The sequence below is a fragment of the Comamonas aquatica NBRC 14918 genome (assembly GCF_000739875.1).
GTDB classification, from domain to species: Bacteria; Pseudomonadota; Gammaproteobacteria; order Burkholderiales; family Burkholderiaceae_C; genus Comamonas; species Comamonas aquatica.
Map to the genome: position 1 here is coordinate 1 of NZ_BBJR01000053.1, position 15,172 is coordinate 15,172.

Consider the following 15,172-nt stretch of genomic DNA (forward strand, 5'->3'; position numbering starts at 1 on the left):
ATCTGACAACCCTCTTGAATCTCCGGTTCAAGAGGGTTTTTTGTTGCCTGTTGGCTTGCGCGCCTGCAGGAGCAAGTCCACGCAGGTTTTTTCATGCATGGGAGAGGGTTGTCGCCACGGCAGGCGTGCAGGGGGCTGAAGTGGGGTGCTGTGCCGGCAGATGCAGCTGGGCGCACAGGCCGGGGCTGCCGTCGGCATGTGCTTGCAACTGCAAGCGCCCTCCGGCGCTGTGGGCAATGCGCTGCACGATGGTCAGGCCCAGTCCGCTGCCGGCGGAGTTGGCTGCCTTGCGCCAAAAGCGCTGCAGGGCCTGGCTGCGTTCCTCGGTGCTCAGACCGGCGCCGTGGTCCTCGACGCTCACCACCAGTGAGCCTGGCGCGCCCGGTGTGCTGGCGCTGTGCAACTGCATGCGCACGGTCACGGGCAGGGGGCCACGGTGGTGGCGCAGCGCATTGTCCAGCAGGTTGGTGATGGCGCAGGTCAGCAAAGCCGGGGGCAGGTGCAACTGCCAGGCTTCGGCGCTTTCCAGCATGGCGTCCACCGCGGTGTGCAACTGGGGCATGGGCTGCTGCCCCTGGGCAGCCAGTCTGCGCGCGCGTTCCAGGGATTGGTTGGTCGCCTGGCGCAGGGCGGCCACGATGTGCGGGCCGCTGGCGCAACTGGCGGGCGCGGTGGCGTTGCAGGTGTTTTCCAGTTGGGCCAGCTGCAGCAATTGTTCCAGCGTGGCGTGCATGTGCTCGATGCCCGCGTGCGCCTGCGCCAGGGCCTGCCGGGCCTGCGTGCACTCGGTCGCAGCCTGGCGTTCCAGCACCAATTGGGCGATTTGCGTGTGGGTCTTGATGGCGGTGAGCGGCGTGCGCAGTTCATGGGCCGCATCGGCGGTCCAGCGGCGTTCGTGTTCCAGGGCCGCATCCATGCGCGCCAGCAACTGGTTCAGATTGCGGGTCAGCGGTGCCAGCTCCACCGTGTCCAGCCCGATCTGAACGGGGCTGGGGTCCTGCGGTGGGCGTTGGGCCAGCACCTGTCCCAGCTGTCGCAGGGGCTGCAGGCACCAACCTGTGATCCACCAGCTCAGCACCACCACGCCCACCAGCGACAGCACAAAGGGCAGCACCAGGGTGCGAGCGAATGCGGTCACCAGCTGATCGCGCACATCCAGCCGGTCGGCGGTGGCGATGCGGATGCCGCGGTCCTCGAGCACATAGGTGCGCCACAGCTTGCCGCCTTTTTCGATCTGGCCAAAACCGCTGGGGGCAGGGCTGAAACCGGGACTGTTGTCGGTGCGCGCCAGCGGCACGATGTCGACCTCGCTGCGCACCAGGCTGACTTCGCAGGCCACGCCGTCGCGGCCGATGACGGATTGCAGGGCTGTGTGGTGGGCGCCCAGCGGCGTGTCCTGCTGCTGGAACTGGTGTGCCAGCCCAGCGACCATCTTGGCCGAGGCAATCAGCCGGTTGTCCAGCACCAGGCGCAGCTCGCGCTGCATGGTGGGGAACATCCAGGCCGCCACGCTGCCCCACAGCATGCACAGGGTCAGGCTCAGTGCGACGACCAGCCGCAGGCGTAGGCTCTTGGGCGCGGTCTGCAGTGCAGGCACGGGCTGGCCCGGGTCAGGATGGCGGTGCGTGCTCATGCCGCGTGCGCGCAGTAACGCGCGCCCAGTCGAAAACCCAGGCCGCGCACCGTCTCGATGGTGTCGTTGCCCAGTTTTTTGCGCAGGTGGTGCACGTGTACGTTGACGGTGTTGCTGCCCACGTCCAGGTCGAAGCCATACAGGCTGTCGTGCAGTTGCGCGGGGCTGAGGATCCGGCCCCGGGCCTGCAGCAGGGCGGTCAGCAAGGCCCATTCACGGCGCGACAGCTCGATGGCCTGGCCGTCGCGCCAGGCTTCGCAGGTGGCGGTGTTGACTTGGCAATCGCCCAGCGTCAGCGCATCGCTGGCCCGGCCCGCCGCGCGGCGCAGCAGGGCCTGTAGGCGCAGGGCCAGCTCCTGCAGGTCGAAGGGCTTGGTCAGGTAGTCGTCGGTGCCGGTCTGGAAGCCGGCCACCTTGTCTTCCAGGCTGCTGCGTGCCGTCAGGATCAGCACGGGCAGGTCCTGGCCACGGCCGCGCCAGGCGCGCAGCAGGTCCAGGCCGTTCCCGTCGGGCAGGCCCAGGTCCAGCACGCAGGCATCGAAGTGGCTGGCGGCCAAGTGGCTGCCAGCCTGTGCTTGCGTGGCGGCCACGTCGCAGGTGAAACCATGCAGTTCCAGGCCGCTCTTGAGGCCGCTGGCCACCAGGGGGTTGTCTTCGACGATCAGGATGTGCATGGGCAAATTCGGTCTGGCGCAGGTAGTGGGCGAGTGTAGGCGGGAGCCATTAACGCAGTGGCGCCGTGCGGGTCACCGTTCATCAGGTTTGATAGCTGTTTGCGCTTGCTGGATGTGCGCCAGGGCCTGATTTGGCTATAAATTGATGCGCATCAAGCGTGGTGCCGGCCCGGGCGGTCGGGCACTTCGGTGGCCATCGGGCGGCCCGCCTGGGCAGGCACCGGCCACCGGGTTACCCTCGGGGGTATCACTCGTATACGTCAACAAGAAAGCACCGCACCATGAAACTGGGATACACCATCGTCTATGTACCGGAGGTGGCCGCCTCCCTGCAGTTTTTTACCGACGCATTCGGTTTTGCCGTGAAGTTCTTGCACGAATCCGGCACCTACGGCGAGCTGGACACCGGGGCCACCACCCTGGCCTTTGCCGCGCATGCCTTGGGCGAGGGCAATTTCCCTGGCGGGCATGTGGCGGCTTCGGAGTCTGTCCAGCCCCTGGGCATGGAGATCGGGCTGGTCACCGAGGATGTGGAGCAGGCTTACACCCGGGCTTTGCAGGCCGGGGCCGTGCAGCTGTCCGCGCCGACGCGCAAACCCTGGGGTCAGGTCGTGGCCTATGTGCGCAGCCCCGACGGCACGCTGATCGAGCTGTGCACGCCGATCGGCGGCTAGCGCGTGCCGGGGGCACGGCGGGGGACGTGGGAAAGTCAAGGGCATGGCCCTGATCCAGGCCATCCCTTGCGCCGTGGCGGCCTTGCCAGACAAAGCCTGGCGTGCCAAATTGAAACGGTGCGGCCAAGTGGCACCCACCCCATGTCGCTGCAGTCCCAGGGGAAGGGCCTGCCCCGGACCGGGCACGCAGCTTGCGGTGCGGGCTGCTGGACTCAGCCGCGCTGCGGCCAATACAGGGATGCAGAGAGGTCGGAAAAACCGAATTCATTTTATTTTTAGATGTCATGGCGCGAGCCTCGGACTGCCGAGTCGCACCATCCAATCAATGGCTTGTGGAAAGATATTGCATCGGTCTATAAATGAAAAAAAGTAAATGCTGGTTTTCCATTTGCAGGGGTCTTTTCATGGCCCTGTGCCTGCTTGGCAATCTGCAGGCGCGCACCATCACGGTGGTGGGGGATGACAATTACCCACCCTACCTGTTCAAGGATGCCAGCGGCAACACGGTGGGCTATATCGCAGACCTTTGGGCGCTGTGGGAGCAGCAAACCGGCGTGCGCGTGAACCTGGTGGCCACATCCTGGGGCGATGCCCAACAGCTGCTATTGAATGGCCAGGCGGATGTGATCGAAATGATCTTCCGCACGCCGGAGCGCGAAGACGCCTACAGCTTTTCCCAGCCTTATGAACGGGTGAATGCCAATATCTACACCCTGGATGGCATCGTCGGCATTTCGTCACCGCGCGAGCTGTCCGGTTTTGTGGTCGGCGTGCAAAAAGGGGATGCGTGCATCGCCAAGCTGAATGCGGCTGGGGTTGGCGGTTTGCAGACCTACGATGGGTATCGCCAGATGATCAGCGATACGCTGGCGAAAAAAATAAAAATATTTTGCATGGATGAATATCCGGCGGATTATTACCTGTACCTGATGGATGCCGATAAACACATTCGCAAGGCATTTTCTTTTTATTTTGATGATTTTCGACGTGCTGTCCGAAAGAACGACCTGGCCACCCTGGAGTTGGTGGAGCGTGGCATGGCAGCCATTCCGCTGGAGGCGCGCGAGGCCCTGGAAAAAAAGTGGAAGGGGCGCCCGGTCCACCGGCTGTCGTATTCACAGTTGGTGCAATACGGCTTGCTGGCGATTGCGGCGCTGGGGGGCGTTCTGGCGCTGTGGATCTGGTTGCTGCGGGTGGCGGTGAAGAAGAAGACCACGGAAATCCAGGCCCAGGCCAGCCAGTTGGGGCTGGAGCGCAGCCGCTTGCAGGAAATCCTGGATGCCACACGGGCCGGCACCTGGGAGTGGAATGTGCAGACCGGTGCGTGTGTCTTCAACGAGCGTTGGGCGCAGATGCTGGGCTATACCCTGGAGGAAATCCGGCCCTGGACGGTGGACACCTGGACCCGGCTCACCCACCCGGACGACCTGGCGCCGACGATGGAACGGCTGGAGCTGCACTTTGCGCGCAAGACCCAGTATTACGAGAGTGAGATGCGCATGCGACACAAGGACGGGCACTGGGTGTGGGTGTCCGACCGTGGCCGGCTGATCTCCAGAACCCCCGAGGGCCTGCCCCTGGTGATGAATGGCACGCACATCGACATCACCGAAAGCAAGATCGCCAACGATGCCATCTGGCAGCAGGCCAACTACGACAGCCTGACCCAACTGCCCAACCGGCTCTTGCTCAACGACCGCTTGACGGATGTGCTCAAGCGCGCCGAGCGCAGCCAGAACAAGGTGGCGCTGATCTTCATCGACCTGGACCATTTCAAGGAAGTCAACGACACCCTGGGCCACCCGGTGGGCGACCAACTGATCATCCAGGCCGGTGCCCGCATCCGGCGCAGCGTGCGCGAGTCGGACACGGTGGCCCGCCTGGGTGGCGATGAGTTCTGCATCCTGATCGCCGATCTGGCCGATGTGACCCACCTGACCGAGCTGGCGCAGAAGGTCCTCGACCAACTGGCCAGCCCTTACACCCTGGGCGACGAGCAGGTCTACAGCACCGCCAGCCTGGGGATCAGCATTTATCCCGACGATGCCGGCGATGCCATCGAGATGCTGCGCCACTCAGACCAGGCCATGTACGCGGCCAAGAACGAGGGGCGCCACTGCTTTCGCTTTTTCACCGCGTCGATGCAGGAGTCTGCGCTGCAGCGCATGCAGCTGGTGCGCGATCTGCGCCAGGCGATGGCGCTCAATCAGTTCAAGGATTACTACCAGCCGATCGTGGTGCTGGCCACGGGCCGAATCCACAAGGCCGAGGCGCTGTTGCGCTGGCGGCACCCCACCCACGGTTTCATCAGTCCCGCGGTGTTCATCCCGATCGCCGAGGACATCGGGGCGATTGTGGAGATCGGCGGCTGGATCTTCTTGCGGGCAGCGCAGAACGCCAAGAAATGGCTGTCCATCGTTGGTGACGACCTGGCTATCAGCATCAACAAGTCGCCGGTGCAGTTCCGCGATCGCAGCCCCGAGCACCTGGACTGGGTCAGGCTGCTGGAGACCCTGGAGCTGCCCGGCAAGCACATCGTCGCGGAAATCACCGAGGGCCTGCTGTTGCGGCAGGAGCCGTTCATCGAGGAGAAACTGCTGGCCTTCCGCGATGCCGGCATCCAGGTGGCCATCGATGATTTCGGCACGGGGTATTCCTCGCTGTCCTACCTGACCAAGTTCGACATCGATTACCTGAAGATCGACAAGTCCTTCACCAGCAACCTGGCTCCGGGCAACGAGACCCAAGCCTTGTGCGAGGCCATCATCATGATGGCCCACAAGGTCGGGCTGAAGGTGATCGCCGAAGGGGTGGAGACGGAGCAGCAGCGCGATCTGCTCAAAGAGATGGGCTGCGATTACGCCCAGGGCTATCTGTATTCCCGGCCGATTCCCGCCCACGAATTCCAGGCAATGCTGGAGGCGCATTACCGCAGCCTGAACTCCGCCGTGCAGGAGTGAGCGCCGCGGCTGGCCCCCAGGGCGGGCCACCGTAAAAAAAGCCCACCGGCATGGCCGGTGGGCGGACTGTGTGGCACGGCCTGCCGCCGAGCCCTGTCAGAGCTTGCGCACCCGCACCGGCAGCCCCTGGCGCACCACGGCGCCGGAGACCCAGTCGATCCACACATTGTCCTTGGCCGGGCGCGTGGGGTCGGCAAAGCCCAGGTGGTTCAGGTTCACGCCGTTGGCGTGCTGCGGGTTGGCGTGGGTGGGCTGGCCATCCACGGTGTGGGCCACGGCCCCCAGCTGCTTGTGGCCATAGCCGTACTCGATCGCAATCGCGCCCTGGGCAATGCCCTCGCGCACCAGGGCCACGCCCTCCAGCCGTGCACCGGGCGTGCGCACCTCGATCCTGTCGCCATTGGCAATCCCCAGCTTGGCCGCGTCGGCCTTGTGCAGGCTGATGGGGTTGTGCGGGTGCACCTGGCGCAGGCGCGGCACGGCGATCGACATGCTGCTCATCAGGTTGGACTTGTAGCTGCTCATGCTCAGCGGCCAGTCCTGCGTGGGGAAGCGTTCGCGCATGCTGCTGCCGTCGGCGAAGCGGGTGGGGTACCAGGTGGGGCAGCCCACATAGCGCTCGCCGGTCATGGAGTGGCGCATCTTGGCCAGTCCCTCGTGCCACAGCTGCACGGGGAACTTGGCGGCCTGCTTGAGCTGGTCGCCCTTCCAGGCATCGTCCACCTTGTCGAAGCGGCCACCCCGGCTCATCACCATGGCCACGCGGCGCACCTCCTCGGGCTGGAGGCGCTGTTCCAGCGCGGGCATCCAGCGGCCCAGCCCGGTCAGGGCGATGTCATCGTCGCTGGCTTCGGGCACGGGCCGGCCCGCCTGGTAGGCGATGTTGCACATGCCGCGCAGGTAGAAGTCTTCCGCGTTGTCCAGGTCCAGCGGCTGGCCGTCCTTGGTGGACATGGCGTGTTTGCCAAAACCGGGCAGTTGCAGTTGCCGGGCCAGGGCAAACACGAAGCTCTCGAAGCTGACGGGGCGGCCGTCGGCCGCCTTGGCGGTGGCTGCCTCTACGGTGGGCCAGCGCACGGTGCTGCTCTTGGCAATCACATCGGCCCAGGGCGCGCCGATGCCCCAGCTTTCGTAGGTGACGGTGTCGGGGACGATGTAGTCGGCCAGGGCCGAGGTCTCGTTGATGAAGGGGTCGATGGACACGAACAGCGGCAGCTTCTTCGGGTCTTTGATGGCCTCGGCCAGCGTGTTCTCGAAGCCGGCGATCGCGTACATGGGATTACTCATGTGGTTGATCCAGGCCTTGACCGGGTAGGGATAGCCCAGCAGGCCGGCGGCCAGCATCTCGCTGGACAGGCCACCTGGGGCCGGGTACCACGGGGCCTTGGCGGGGTAGGGGTTCTCGCCCGCGGCCTTCTTGCGCTGGAACTCGCTGGTCTTCTCGTACGGGAAGCGGGTGCGCGACAAGGTCACGCCGGTGGGCTTGACCGCGCCCGGGAACTGCGCGAAGTTGTAGCGCGGGCCGGGGCCGAAGGGGCCGAAAGGCCCGGCATCCATCACCCAGCCGCCCTTGACGTTGAGGTTGCCGATCAGGTTGTTCAGCATGGCGATGGCGTAGGCGGTGTAAAAGCCCGCCCCGCTCATGGTGCCACCGTGGGAGTTGGCCACGGCCTGCTTGCCGTGGCTGGTGAACTCGCGCGCCAGCTCTTCGATGTCCTGCACCGGTACGCCGCACAGCTCAGAATATTCCTGCAGCGTCTTGCGGCGCGCTTCCTCGCGCAGCTTGACGAAGGCGGTGCACACGGCGATGGGCGCGGGGGCTTCGGTTGCGTCGGCTGCCTGCAGCGGGGTGAATGCGCGCTCCACCACCAGCTCCGCCGGCTGGGCCACGGTGTGGGGCACCAGCTTGAAGCCGCCATTGCCATCGGCCACCTGCACCACGTAGACGTCTTCGACCGGGGTCTTTTCGTCCACCGGCTCGGGCAGGGGCAGTCCCAGGTCAGCCCCGCGCAGGAACTGGCCATAGCGTGGGTGCTTGGGGTCGTTGATCAGCAGGTGGGTGGCGTTGCTCCAACTGGCCTCGCCTGCGGCGGCCATGGCCGCCGGGCCGGGTTGCGTGAGGAACTGGGCGTCGTAGCGCTCGTGGTCGATGATCCAGCGGATCAGCGCCATGGCCAGGGCCAGGTCGGTGGCCGGCTTGATGGGCAGCCAGCGGTTGTTGTCACCGGCGGCCAGGCTGGAGGAGGTGGGCAGCACGGGCGAGACCACCACGTAGCGGTAGGTCTGCTCCTTGCGCGAGCGGGCCTCGGCCAGCTCGCGGCCCTGGCGCTGGAAGGGGTTGCCCGCCTGGGCCGGCGCCGTGCCGATGAACAGGCCGAAGCGCGAGTGCTTCCAGTCCGGCTTGCCGTGGGGCATGCCGGGGATGTCGCCCAGCGCCGCCGCCGTGCCCACCCTGTAGCTTTGGCCACAGTACGCGCCGTGGTTGGCCACGTTCACCGTGCCAAAGGCCTGGCGTGCAAAGCGGTTGATCAGCGGGGTGCGGCCTTCGTTGGAGGCGTCGGTCACCAGCAGCTGGTTGGCCTTGGGGCCGTATTCGGGGTTCTCGGGGTCGATCAGCGTGCGCGTGTCGCGGATGGCCGCCAGACCCTCCACATGGCCTTCGCCGAACAGGTCGCCGCCTTCGCTGATTTCCTTCACCAGCTGTTCCAGCGAAATGCTCTGCCACTGGCCGGCGCCGCGCGGGCCCACGCGCTTGAGCGGGGTCAGCACGCGGTGCGGCGCGGTCTGGTGCGCCAGCATGGCCGAGCCGCGGGCGCAACTGGTGGCGCGCCCTTCCAGGCCGTTGTCGCCGCCCAGCATGGCATAGACCTCGCGCACCGGGGTTTCCATGGGCGCGGGGTTGGTGGTGGCCAGCGGGTGGTAGGGGTTGCCGGCAATGCGCAGGATCTGGTTGCTGGCGCTGTCCACGCGCAGGCGCACACCGCACTGGGTCCAGCAGCCCAGGCAGGACGAGGGGCTGACCACCTGGCCGGGCTGGGTGCTCAGCTGGCCGGTGGCGGGGTCGATGCGGAATTCCGGGGTCAGCGAGTTGCCGCGCGTGGCGCTGGCCGTGCTGGTGCCGGAGGTGCCGGCCACCAGGCCCTTGGCGCCGCGGGCCAGTGTTTCGCCATAGCCGGCGGCAAAGGCGGCCAGGCCACCGGCCACGGCCCCGCCACGCAGCAGCAGGCGGCGGCGGGCGGCATCGGTTTCTTCGTGGTGTGCGGGAGGATGTTGTTTGTCGGTCATGGTCTGCCCTTGCAGCTGCAGAGAAGGCAGGCGCCAGCGAGTAGGGCTATCTGTTTTGATAGCTGCTGGCGCCCGTCAATACTGGGTGAAATGCCAATTGGATGAAAATGGGCGAGGCGCCCTCAGGCGGCAGTGCGGCGGGCCGGGAACAGCTCCAGCGCCCAGGTGGTCAGGGCCACCAGGGCCACGCACAGCCCCGCCACGCCCACCATGCCCAGCAGGCCGTCGCCGCCCAGGGGCATGTGGTACAGGTACAGGCCCGCGCCGAACTTGGGCACGCCCTGCACGCCCATGAACAGCGCCCAGCGGAACGCCCAGGCACTGGCCGCCAGCCCCAGGCCCAGCACCAGCGTGTAGCCCCGGGCATGCAGGCGATGCTGGCCGCGCAGCAGCGCCCCCAGCACCAGGGCCCCGAACACGGCCGAGCCCAGCAGGGTCAGGCGCCAGACCGGGAAGTCCTGCCACAGGCGCAGGGCCGCGTTGAACGAGGCGTTGTGGCCCAGCAGGCCGCTGAGGGCCCAGGCCAGCGCCACCAGCACCAGCAGTGCTGCCAGGGCCAGTGCCAGGCTGCGCAGCAGTTGCAGGCCGGCGTGGCCGGCGCGCAGTGGGGTGGGCAGAAAGCGTTCCAGTACCAGGGTGCAGCCGACGGTGGCCAGCCAGCCGGTCAGGGCCAGGTTGACGGGCACCCACAGCGTATTCCACAGCGGCCTCGAGCGGATCACCATCATTTCCGCGCCGGTGTAGACCGTGATGCTCATTGCCGACAGCACCAGCAGCGGCGCGATGGCGCGCATCCAGCCCGGGCGGCCCAGCCACCAGCTGGCCAGCAGGGCCACGCTGAGGGTGACGAACACCGGCAGCAGCAGCGCCCCCACGGACATCCACGACCAGGGCGTGAAGTGCGCGTAGAAGTGCCAGAAGCGGGCCGGCTGGTGCAGGTCGGCAAGCAGCGACACGGGGGCGGCGACCACGCTGACCGCCAGGGTCAGCAGCAGGGCGGGCAGCACGCGCTGGCTGGGGCTGCCGGGCGCACCAAACACACAGGCGCAGGCCAGCAGGGCTGCGCCCGTGGCCACCCCCACCAGAAAGAAATACTGCACGGCCCAGGGGAGCCAGGCGACTTCGTATGCGGGGGTCAGGAGTTCAATGATCTGCATCGTGGGCTCCTTCAATGTTCAGCGACCAGGCGCACGCTGGCCTGGCCGTCGATGCCGTGGACAAAGGCCTCGGGCAGACCGATGTAGAACACGCGCGGCGCGGTGTTCATCTCGGGCTTGAGCACCTTGAGCTCGTCCTGGTGCTCGGCCATGCGCTGGTTGATGGCGCTGTGCGGGTCGTTCAGGTCGCCGATCACGCGGGCCCCGCCCACGCAGCTTTCCACGCAGGCGGGCAGCAGCCCGACCTCCAGCCGGTGCTCGCAGAAGGTGCACTTGTCGGCGGTCTGCGTCTCGTGGTTGATGAAGCGCGCGTCGTAGGGGCAGGCCTGCACGCAGTAACCGCAGCCCACGCAGCGCTCGTTGTCCACCAGCACGATGCCGTCGGTGCGCTGGAAGGTGGCCTGCACGGGGCACACGGGCACGCAGGGCGGCTCGTCACAGTGGTTGCACAGCCGGGGCAGGCTGACCATGGCGGGGGCGCTGCCGCCGGGTTGTTCCACCTCGTACTGCAGCACGGTGGTGCGGAACTGGCCAATCGGCGGCTGGTTCTCGACCGAGCAGCTCACCGTGCAGGCCTGGCAGCCGATGCACTTGCGCATGTCCACCAGCATGCCAAAGCGCTTGCCCGGCATGCCGGGGCGGCGTGCGGGCTGGAAACCAGGGTCACCCGGCAGGGCCGCCTGGGCGGTTCCGGCCAGACCGAAGGTGGTGGCCAGGGCCACCAGTTCTTGCAGAAAAGTGCGTTTGCTGGTGCCCTGGTTCTGCGTCAGGGGGGAGGGGTTGGGATCTGCCATCGTTTTCACATCCATCGTTGGGTGATGGCATTGTTGGACGCCTTGCCAGGGTGCTGGTTTGACTTGTATCAATCAATGTAAGTTATTGATTTCATTGAAATTTTACAAAAAACTTCCTATTTTTGAATGTAAGAATTAAGAAAGTATTAAAAGCGGCGACATCCTGTCTGGCCGGGCTGTGCGACACGTTTCGGGTGCCATGCCGCGACGACCTGAAGCTGGCCGAAATGGCCCCGCAGTGGTGGGAGAATGGGCCCTGGCACCGCAAGGGCGCCAAGCGGCAGCGGCGCCACCGGCGGCCTGAATCAGGCGGGTGGGCCGTGTGCATCCATACCAATAAAGGGAGAGACAGAACATGGTCGATCAGGTGCAAACCGTGGTCATTGGCGCGGGGGTGGTGGGGCTGGCCGTGGCCCGCGCCCTGGCGCAGACAGGGCGTGAAGTCGTGGTGCTGGAGGCGGCCGACGCCATTGGCACGGGCACCAGCTCGCGCAACAGTGAGGTGATCCATGCCGGCATCTATTACCCGGCCGGCTCGCTCAAGGCCCGGCTGTGCGTGCGGGGCAAGGAACTGCTGTACACCTACTGCGCCGAGCGCGGGGTGGAGTTCCGCCGCTGTGGCAAGCTGATCGTGGCGACCAGCGCTGAGCAGGTGGCGCAGCTGGAGGGGATCCGCCAGAAGGCCGCCGCCAACGGCGTGGACGATCTGCAGATGCTGACCCGTGAGCAGGCCCAGGCGCTGGAGCCTGCGCTGGCCTGCCACGCCGCGCTGCTGTCGCCCAGCACCGGCATCGTCGACAGCCATGGCCTGATGCTGGCGCTGCAGGGCGATTTGGAACATGCGGGCGGCGCCGTGGCGCTGCTGTCCCCGCTGGCGTCGGCCCAGGTGCAAGACGGCGGCATCCTGCTGCGCACCGAGGACGGCACCGAGCTGCTGGCGCAGGAAGTGGTGAACGCCGCGGGCCTGTGGGCGCCGGGCGTGGCGGCCCGCATCCATGGGCTGGACGCCGCCCATGTGCCCACCGCCTATTACGCCAAGGGCAGCTATTTCACACTCAGCGGGCGCGCGCCGTTCAGCCACCTGATCTATCCCGTGCCCGAGGCCGCCGGTCTGGGCGTTCACCTGACGCTGGACCTGGGTGGGCAGGCCAAGTTCGGCCCGGACGTGCAATGGGTGGACGGCCCCAGCCACCTGCAGGTGGACCCGCAGCGTGGCGACGGCTTCTATGCCGAGGTGCGCAAGTACTGGCCCGCGCTGCAGGATGGCAGCCTGGCGCCCGGCTATGCGGGCATCCGCCCCAAGATTTCCGGCCCGCACGAGGCCGCGGCCGACTTCTGCATCCAGGGTCCGGCCACGCACGGCGTGCCGGGATTGGTCAACCTGTTCGGCATCGAATCCCCGGGGCTGACCAGCTGCCTGGCAGTGGCCGAGGCGGTGCTGCCACACCTGCCGTCGCAGCCCTGATGCCGCCGCCCCCGCATGGCCCAGCGCTGCGGCAAGCGCCGCGTTGCTTGGTGGGGGGCGTTGCATTCGCTAAGATGCTTTCCATGGAGCGGCAGCAGCCTGCGGGCCTGCACCGTGCCGCTTCGTTTTCCTTTGTCCCACCACCATAAGAAAGGCGTGCACCATGGCGTTTTCTGTTTCCGACACTGTTTCTTCTGCCCAGGCTGATCTGGAAAAGCTGGTCACCGATGTGCGCGGCCTGCTGGCCAGCAAGGACCTGGACTCCATCCCCCAAATCAACGTGCTGCGCCAGAAGCTGGACGACGGCGTCTACCACGCGCGCGAATCCGCAGTGCATGCCGCCCAGGAAGCGGCACGCCAGGCCAAGGAAGCGGCCTATGCCGCAGACCGCTATGCGCACGACGAACCCTGGCGCGTGGCCGGTGCGGCGCTGGCCGTGGGTGCTTTGATCGGCTTCTTGCTGGCACGCCGCTGAGCGGTGCGCCCGACACCCTGCCTGTCAAACCCTGGTCTGTGTAAAGGAAGTCTGCCGTGAATTGGATGTCTGCGATTGGATTGGAGAGTCTGTCAGCCCGCTTGCGGGCCAATCTGAATGAGGGCGCCATGGCGGCGGAAGACCGTATTGCGCTGGCGCGCCTGGAGTGGAGCGCCCAGAAGCAACGCCTGCAAGCCATCTTTGTGCTGGGCGTGGTGCTGGGCGGTCTGACCATCGTGGCCCTGGTGCTGCTGTCGCTGGCGGTGCTGATCCAGTTCTGGGATTCGCCCGAACGCTCTGTCGTCGCCTGGGTGATTGCCGGGGTGTGGTTGCTGGCCTGGGCGGGGGCGCTGGCGTTGCTGCTGTCGTTCCTGCGCAAGTCCAGCCAGCCGTTTGCGCTCACCCGGGCCGAACTGGCACGCGACTGGGCCGTGATCAAGGAGAAGCTGTGAATACCTCTGCCATGACCGGCGCGGCCTCGGCAACGTCCGAGGCCTCCGCGCCCTTGACGGCCCTGGAGGCCCTGCAACGCGAAGCGCGCTGGGCCACGGCCACGCCCCAGCAGCGTGAAGTGCTAAAACGCATTGCCCTGCAGCGCGACCGCTGGGCGGCGGCTCGGCAGGCCCGCGAACAGGCGCTGGCGCAGCGCGCGGCCCGCACCAGCGTGCCGGTCGATGCGCCGCTGGCCGAACGCCTGATGGTGTTTGCCCGGCTGCACCCCGTGGCGACGGCCGGCGTGGCCGGTCTGGCGCTGCTCTTGGGGCCGCGCAAGCTGTGGCGCTACGGGGCCCTGGCCCTGCCGTGGATCAACAAGCTGCGGCGCTGACGCCACCGAGGGTGCGCGACTGGCGCCCCTGGAACGACAAAGCCCGGCAGGACCGGGCTTTGTTTTTAGGAGCTGTTGGCGCGCGTTATCAAAGCACTTGCGTATAAAAACAACGTGAAGTTGTTGAATAACGCACGCAACCTGCTCACTTTTTAGCGCAAGGCGCGGATGGCCTTGGCCGCGTCGCTGACCAGGCCGGGGCCGGCGTAGATCAGGCCGCTGTAGATTTGCACCACGTCGGCGCCGGCGCGGATCTTGGCGGCGGCGTCTTCGCCGCTCATGATGCCGCCCACGCCAATGATGGGATAGCCGGCGCCCAGCGCAGCGCGCAGCTGACGGATCACCTGGTTGCTGGCCTCGAACGCCGGGGCGCCGCTGAGGCCGCCGGCCTCCTCGGCGTGGGGCAGGCCCTGGACGGCCTCGCGGCTGAGGGTGGTGTTGGTGGCAATCACGCCGTCCATGCCGTGGCGCTGCAGCGTGGCGGCTATCACCTGGACCTGGGCTTCATCCAGGTCGGGCGCGATCTTCACGAAGATGGGCACGCGACGGCCCTGGGCGGCGGCCAAGGTTTCGCGCTTGGCGGCAATCGCGCCCAGCAGGGCGTCCAGCGCCTCGTCGCTTTGCAGGGCGCGCAGGTTCTTGGTGTTGGGCGAGCTGATGTTGACCGTCACATAGTCGGCATGCGGGTAGACGCCTTCCAGGCAGATCAGGTAGTCGTTGGTCGCGTCCTCGATCGGCGTGGCGGCATTCTTGCCGATGTTCAGGCCCAGCAGCAGGGGCTTGCCCTGGGCGCGCACGGTGGACTTCTTGACGTTGGCGATGAAGGCCTCCAGACCGTCGTTGTTGAAGCCCAGGCGGTTGATCAGGCCCTGGGCCGCCGGCAGGCGGAACATGCGCGGCTTGGGGTTGCCGGGCTGGCCCTTGGGCGTGACGGTGCCCACTTCGACAAACCCAAAGCCCATGGCGGCCAGCGCGTCGATGCAGCGCGCATTCTTGTCCAGCCCGGCGGCCATGCCGACGCGGTTGGGGAACGGCAGGCCGGCCAGCGTGATGGGGTCGTGCACCATCGGTGCCGACCACGCCAGCTGCAGCGGCGTGCCCTGGCCCTTGGCCAGGGTGTTCATGGTGAAGTCGTGGGCCGCTTCGGGGTCCATACCAAACAAGAAGGGGCGAACGAGGGCGTAAGGGATAAGCGACATAGGGAATAATTCGGTGGATTAACCGGATTT

12 protein-coding genes are annotated in these 15,172 nt (G+C 66.6%); 6 read left to right on the plus strand and 6 right to left on the minus strand.

Going from position 1 to position 15,172, the window contains the following annotated elements; translation table 11 throughout:
* Window positions 1–91: 91 nt before the first annotated feature.
* Together CA2_RS12655 and CA2_RS12660 are read right to left on the minus strand one after the other, a co-directional pair.
* Entirely contained in the window at window positions 92–1,633 is a 1,542-nt protein-coding gene (locus tag CA2_RS12655) for an ATP-binding protein (RefSeq protein WP_042417748.1), read from the minus strand.
* Window positions 1,630–2,307 carry a response regulator gene (locus CA2_RS12660; RefSeq protein WP_042417751.1) on the minus strand — a complete coding sequence of 226 codons (678 nt, stop codon included), beginning with the start codon at window positions 2,305–2,307 and terminating at the stop codon, window positions 1,630–1,632. Before CA2_RS12660 ends, CA2_RS12655 begins: the two co-directional genes overlap by 4 nt.
* Window positions 2,308–2,588: 281 nt before the next feature.
* On the opposite strand from CA2_RS12660, the gene CA2_RS12665 reads away from it, so the two are divergent.
* Both CA2_RS12665 and CA2_RS12670 read left to right on the plus strand, forming a co-directional pair.
* Window positions 2,589–2,981 (plus strand): VOC family protein, encoded by a 393-nt coding sequence (locus CA2_RS12665; protein WP_042417755.1) that lies wholly within the window; start codon window positions 2,589–2,591, stop codon window positions 2,979–2,981.
* 404 nt (window positions 2,982–3,385) lie between these two features.
* The gene (locus CA2_RS12670; RefSeq protein ID WP_042417758.1) at window positions 3,386–5,941 is read left to right on the plus strand and encodes an EAL domain-containing protein; all 2,556 of its coding nucleotides are present in this window, start codon (window positions 3,386–3,388) and stop codon (window positions 5,939–5,941) included.
* Window positions 5,942–6,037: 96 nt separating this feature from the next.
* Here CA2_RS12670 and CA2_RS12675 read toward each other — a convergent pair whose 3' ends face one another.
* From CA2_RS12675 to dsrO, 3 genes are all read right to left on the minus strand, one after another.
* The gene (locus CA2_RS12675) at window positions 6,038–9,226 is read right to left on the minus strand and encodes a tetrathionate reductase subunit A (RefSeq protein WP_042417761.1); all 3,189 of its coding nucleotides are present in this window, start codon (window positions 9,224–9,226) and stop codon (window positions 6,038–6,040) included.
* A 122-nt stretch (window positions 9,227–9,348) separates the two neighbouring features.
* Entirely contained in the window at window positions 9,349–10,383 is a 1,035-nt protein-coding gene (nrfD, locus tag CA2_RS12680; protein WP_042417766.1) for an NrfD/PsrC family molybdoenzyme membrane anchor subunit, read from the minus strand.
* An 11-nt stretch (window positions 10,384–10,394) separates the two neighbouring features.
* Window positions 10,395–11,177: a sulfate reduction electron transfer complex DsrMKJOP subunit DsrO gene (gene dsrO / locus CA2_RS12685; protein WP_042417866.1), complete on the minus strand. Its 783-nt coding sequence runs from the start codon at window positions 11,175–11,177 to the stop codon at window positions 10,395–10,397.
* Window positions 11,178–11,532: 355 nt separating this feature from the next.
* Here dsrO and CA2_RS12690 point away from each other — a divergent pair, with 355 nt between their 5' ends.
* From CA2_RS12690 to CA2_RS12705, 4 genes are all read left to right on the plus strand, one after another.
* Entirely contained in the window at window positions 11,533–12,642 is a 1,110-nt protein-coding gene (locus tag CA2_RS12690; protein ID WP_042417769.1) for an NAD(P)/FAD-dependent oxidoreductase, read from the plus strand.
* Between the two features lie 163 nt (window positions 12,643–12,805).
* Window positions 12,806–13,117, plus strand: a complete 312-nt coding sequence (locus CA2_RS12695; protein ID WP_042417772.1) for an ElaB/YgaM/YqjD family protein — start codon at window positions 12,806–12,808, stop codon at window positions 13,115–13,117.
* Between the two features lie 56 nt (window positions 13,118–13,173).
* On the plus strand, window positions 13,174–13,569 hold the full coding sequence (locus tag CA2_RS12700; RefSeq protein WP_042417775.1) for a phage holin family protein: 396 nt from the start codon (window positions 13,174–13,176) through the stop codon (window positions 13,567–13,569).
* Window positions 13,566–13,943, plus strand: coding sequence for a hypothetical protein (locus CA2_RS12705; protein WP_231499093.1), 378 nt, complete (start codon window positions 13,566–13,568; stop codon window positions 13,941–13,943). The genes CA2_RS12700 and CA2_RS12705 overlap by 4 nt, the downstream gene beginning before the upstream one ends.
* A gap of 152 nt (window positions 13,944–14,095) precedes the next feature.
* Here the strand turns inward: CA2_RS12705 and CA2_RS12710 are convergent, their stop codons facing one another.
* Window positions 14,096–15,142: a quinone-dependent dihydroorotate dehydrogenase gene (locus CA2_RS12710; protein ID WP_042417778.1), complete on the minus strand. Its 1,047-nt coding sequence runs from the start codon at window positions 15,140–15,142 to the stop codon at window positions 14,096–14,098.
* Window positions 15,143–15,172 lie beyond the last annotated feature (30 nt).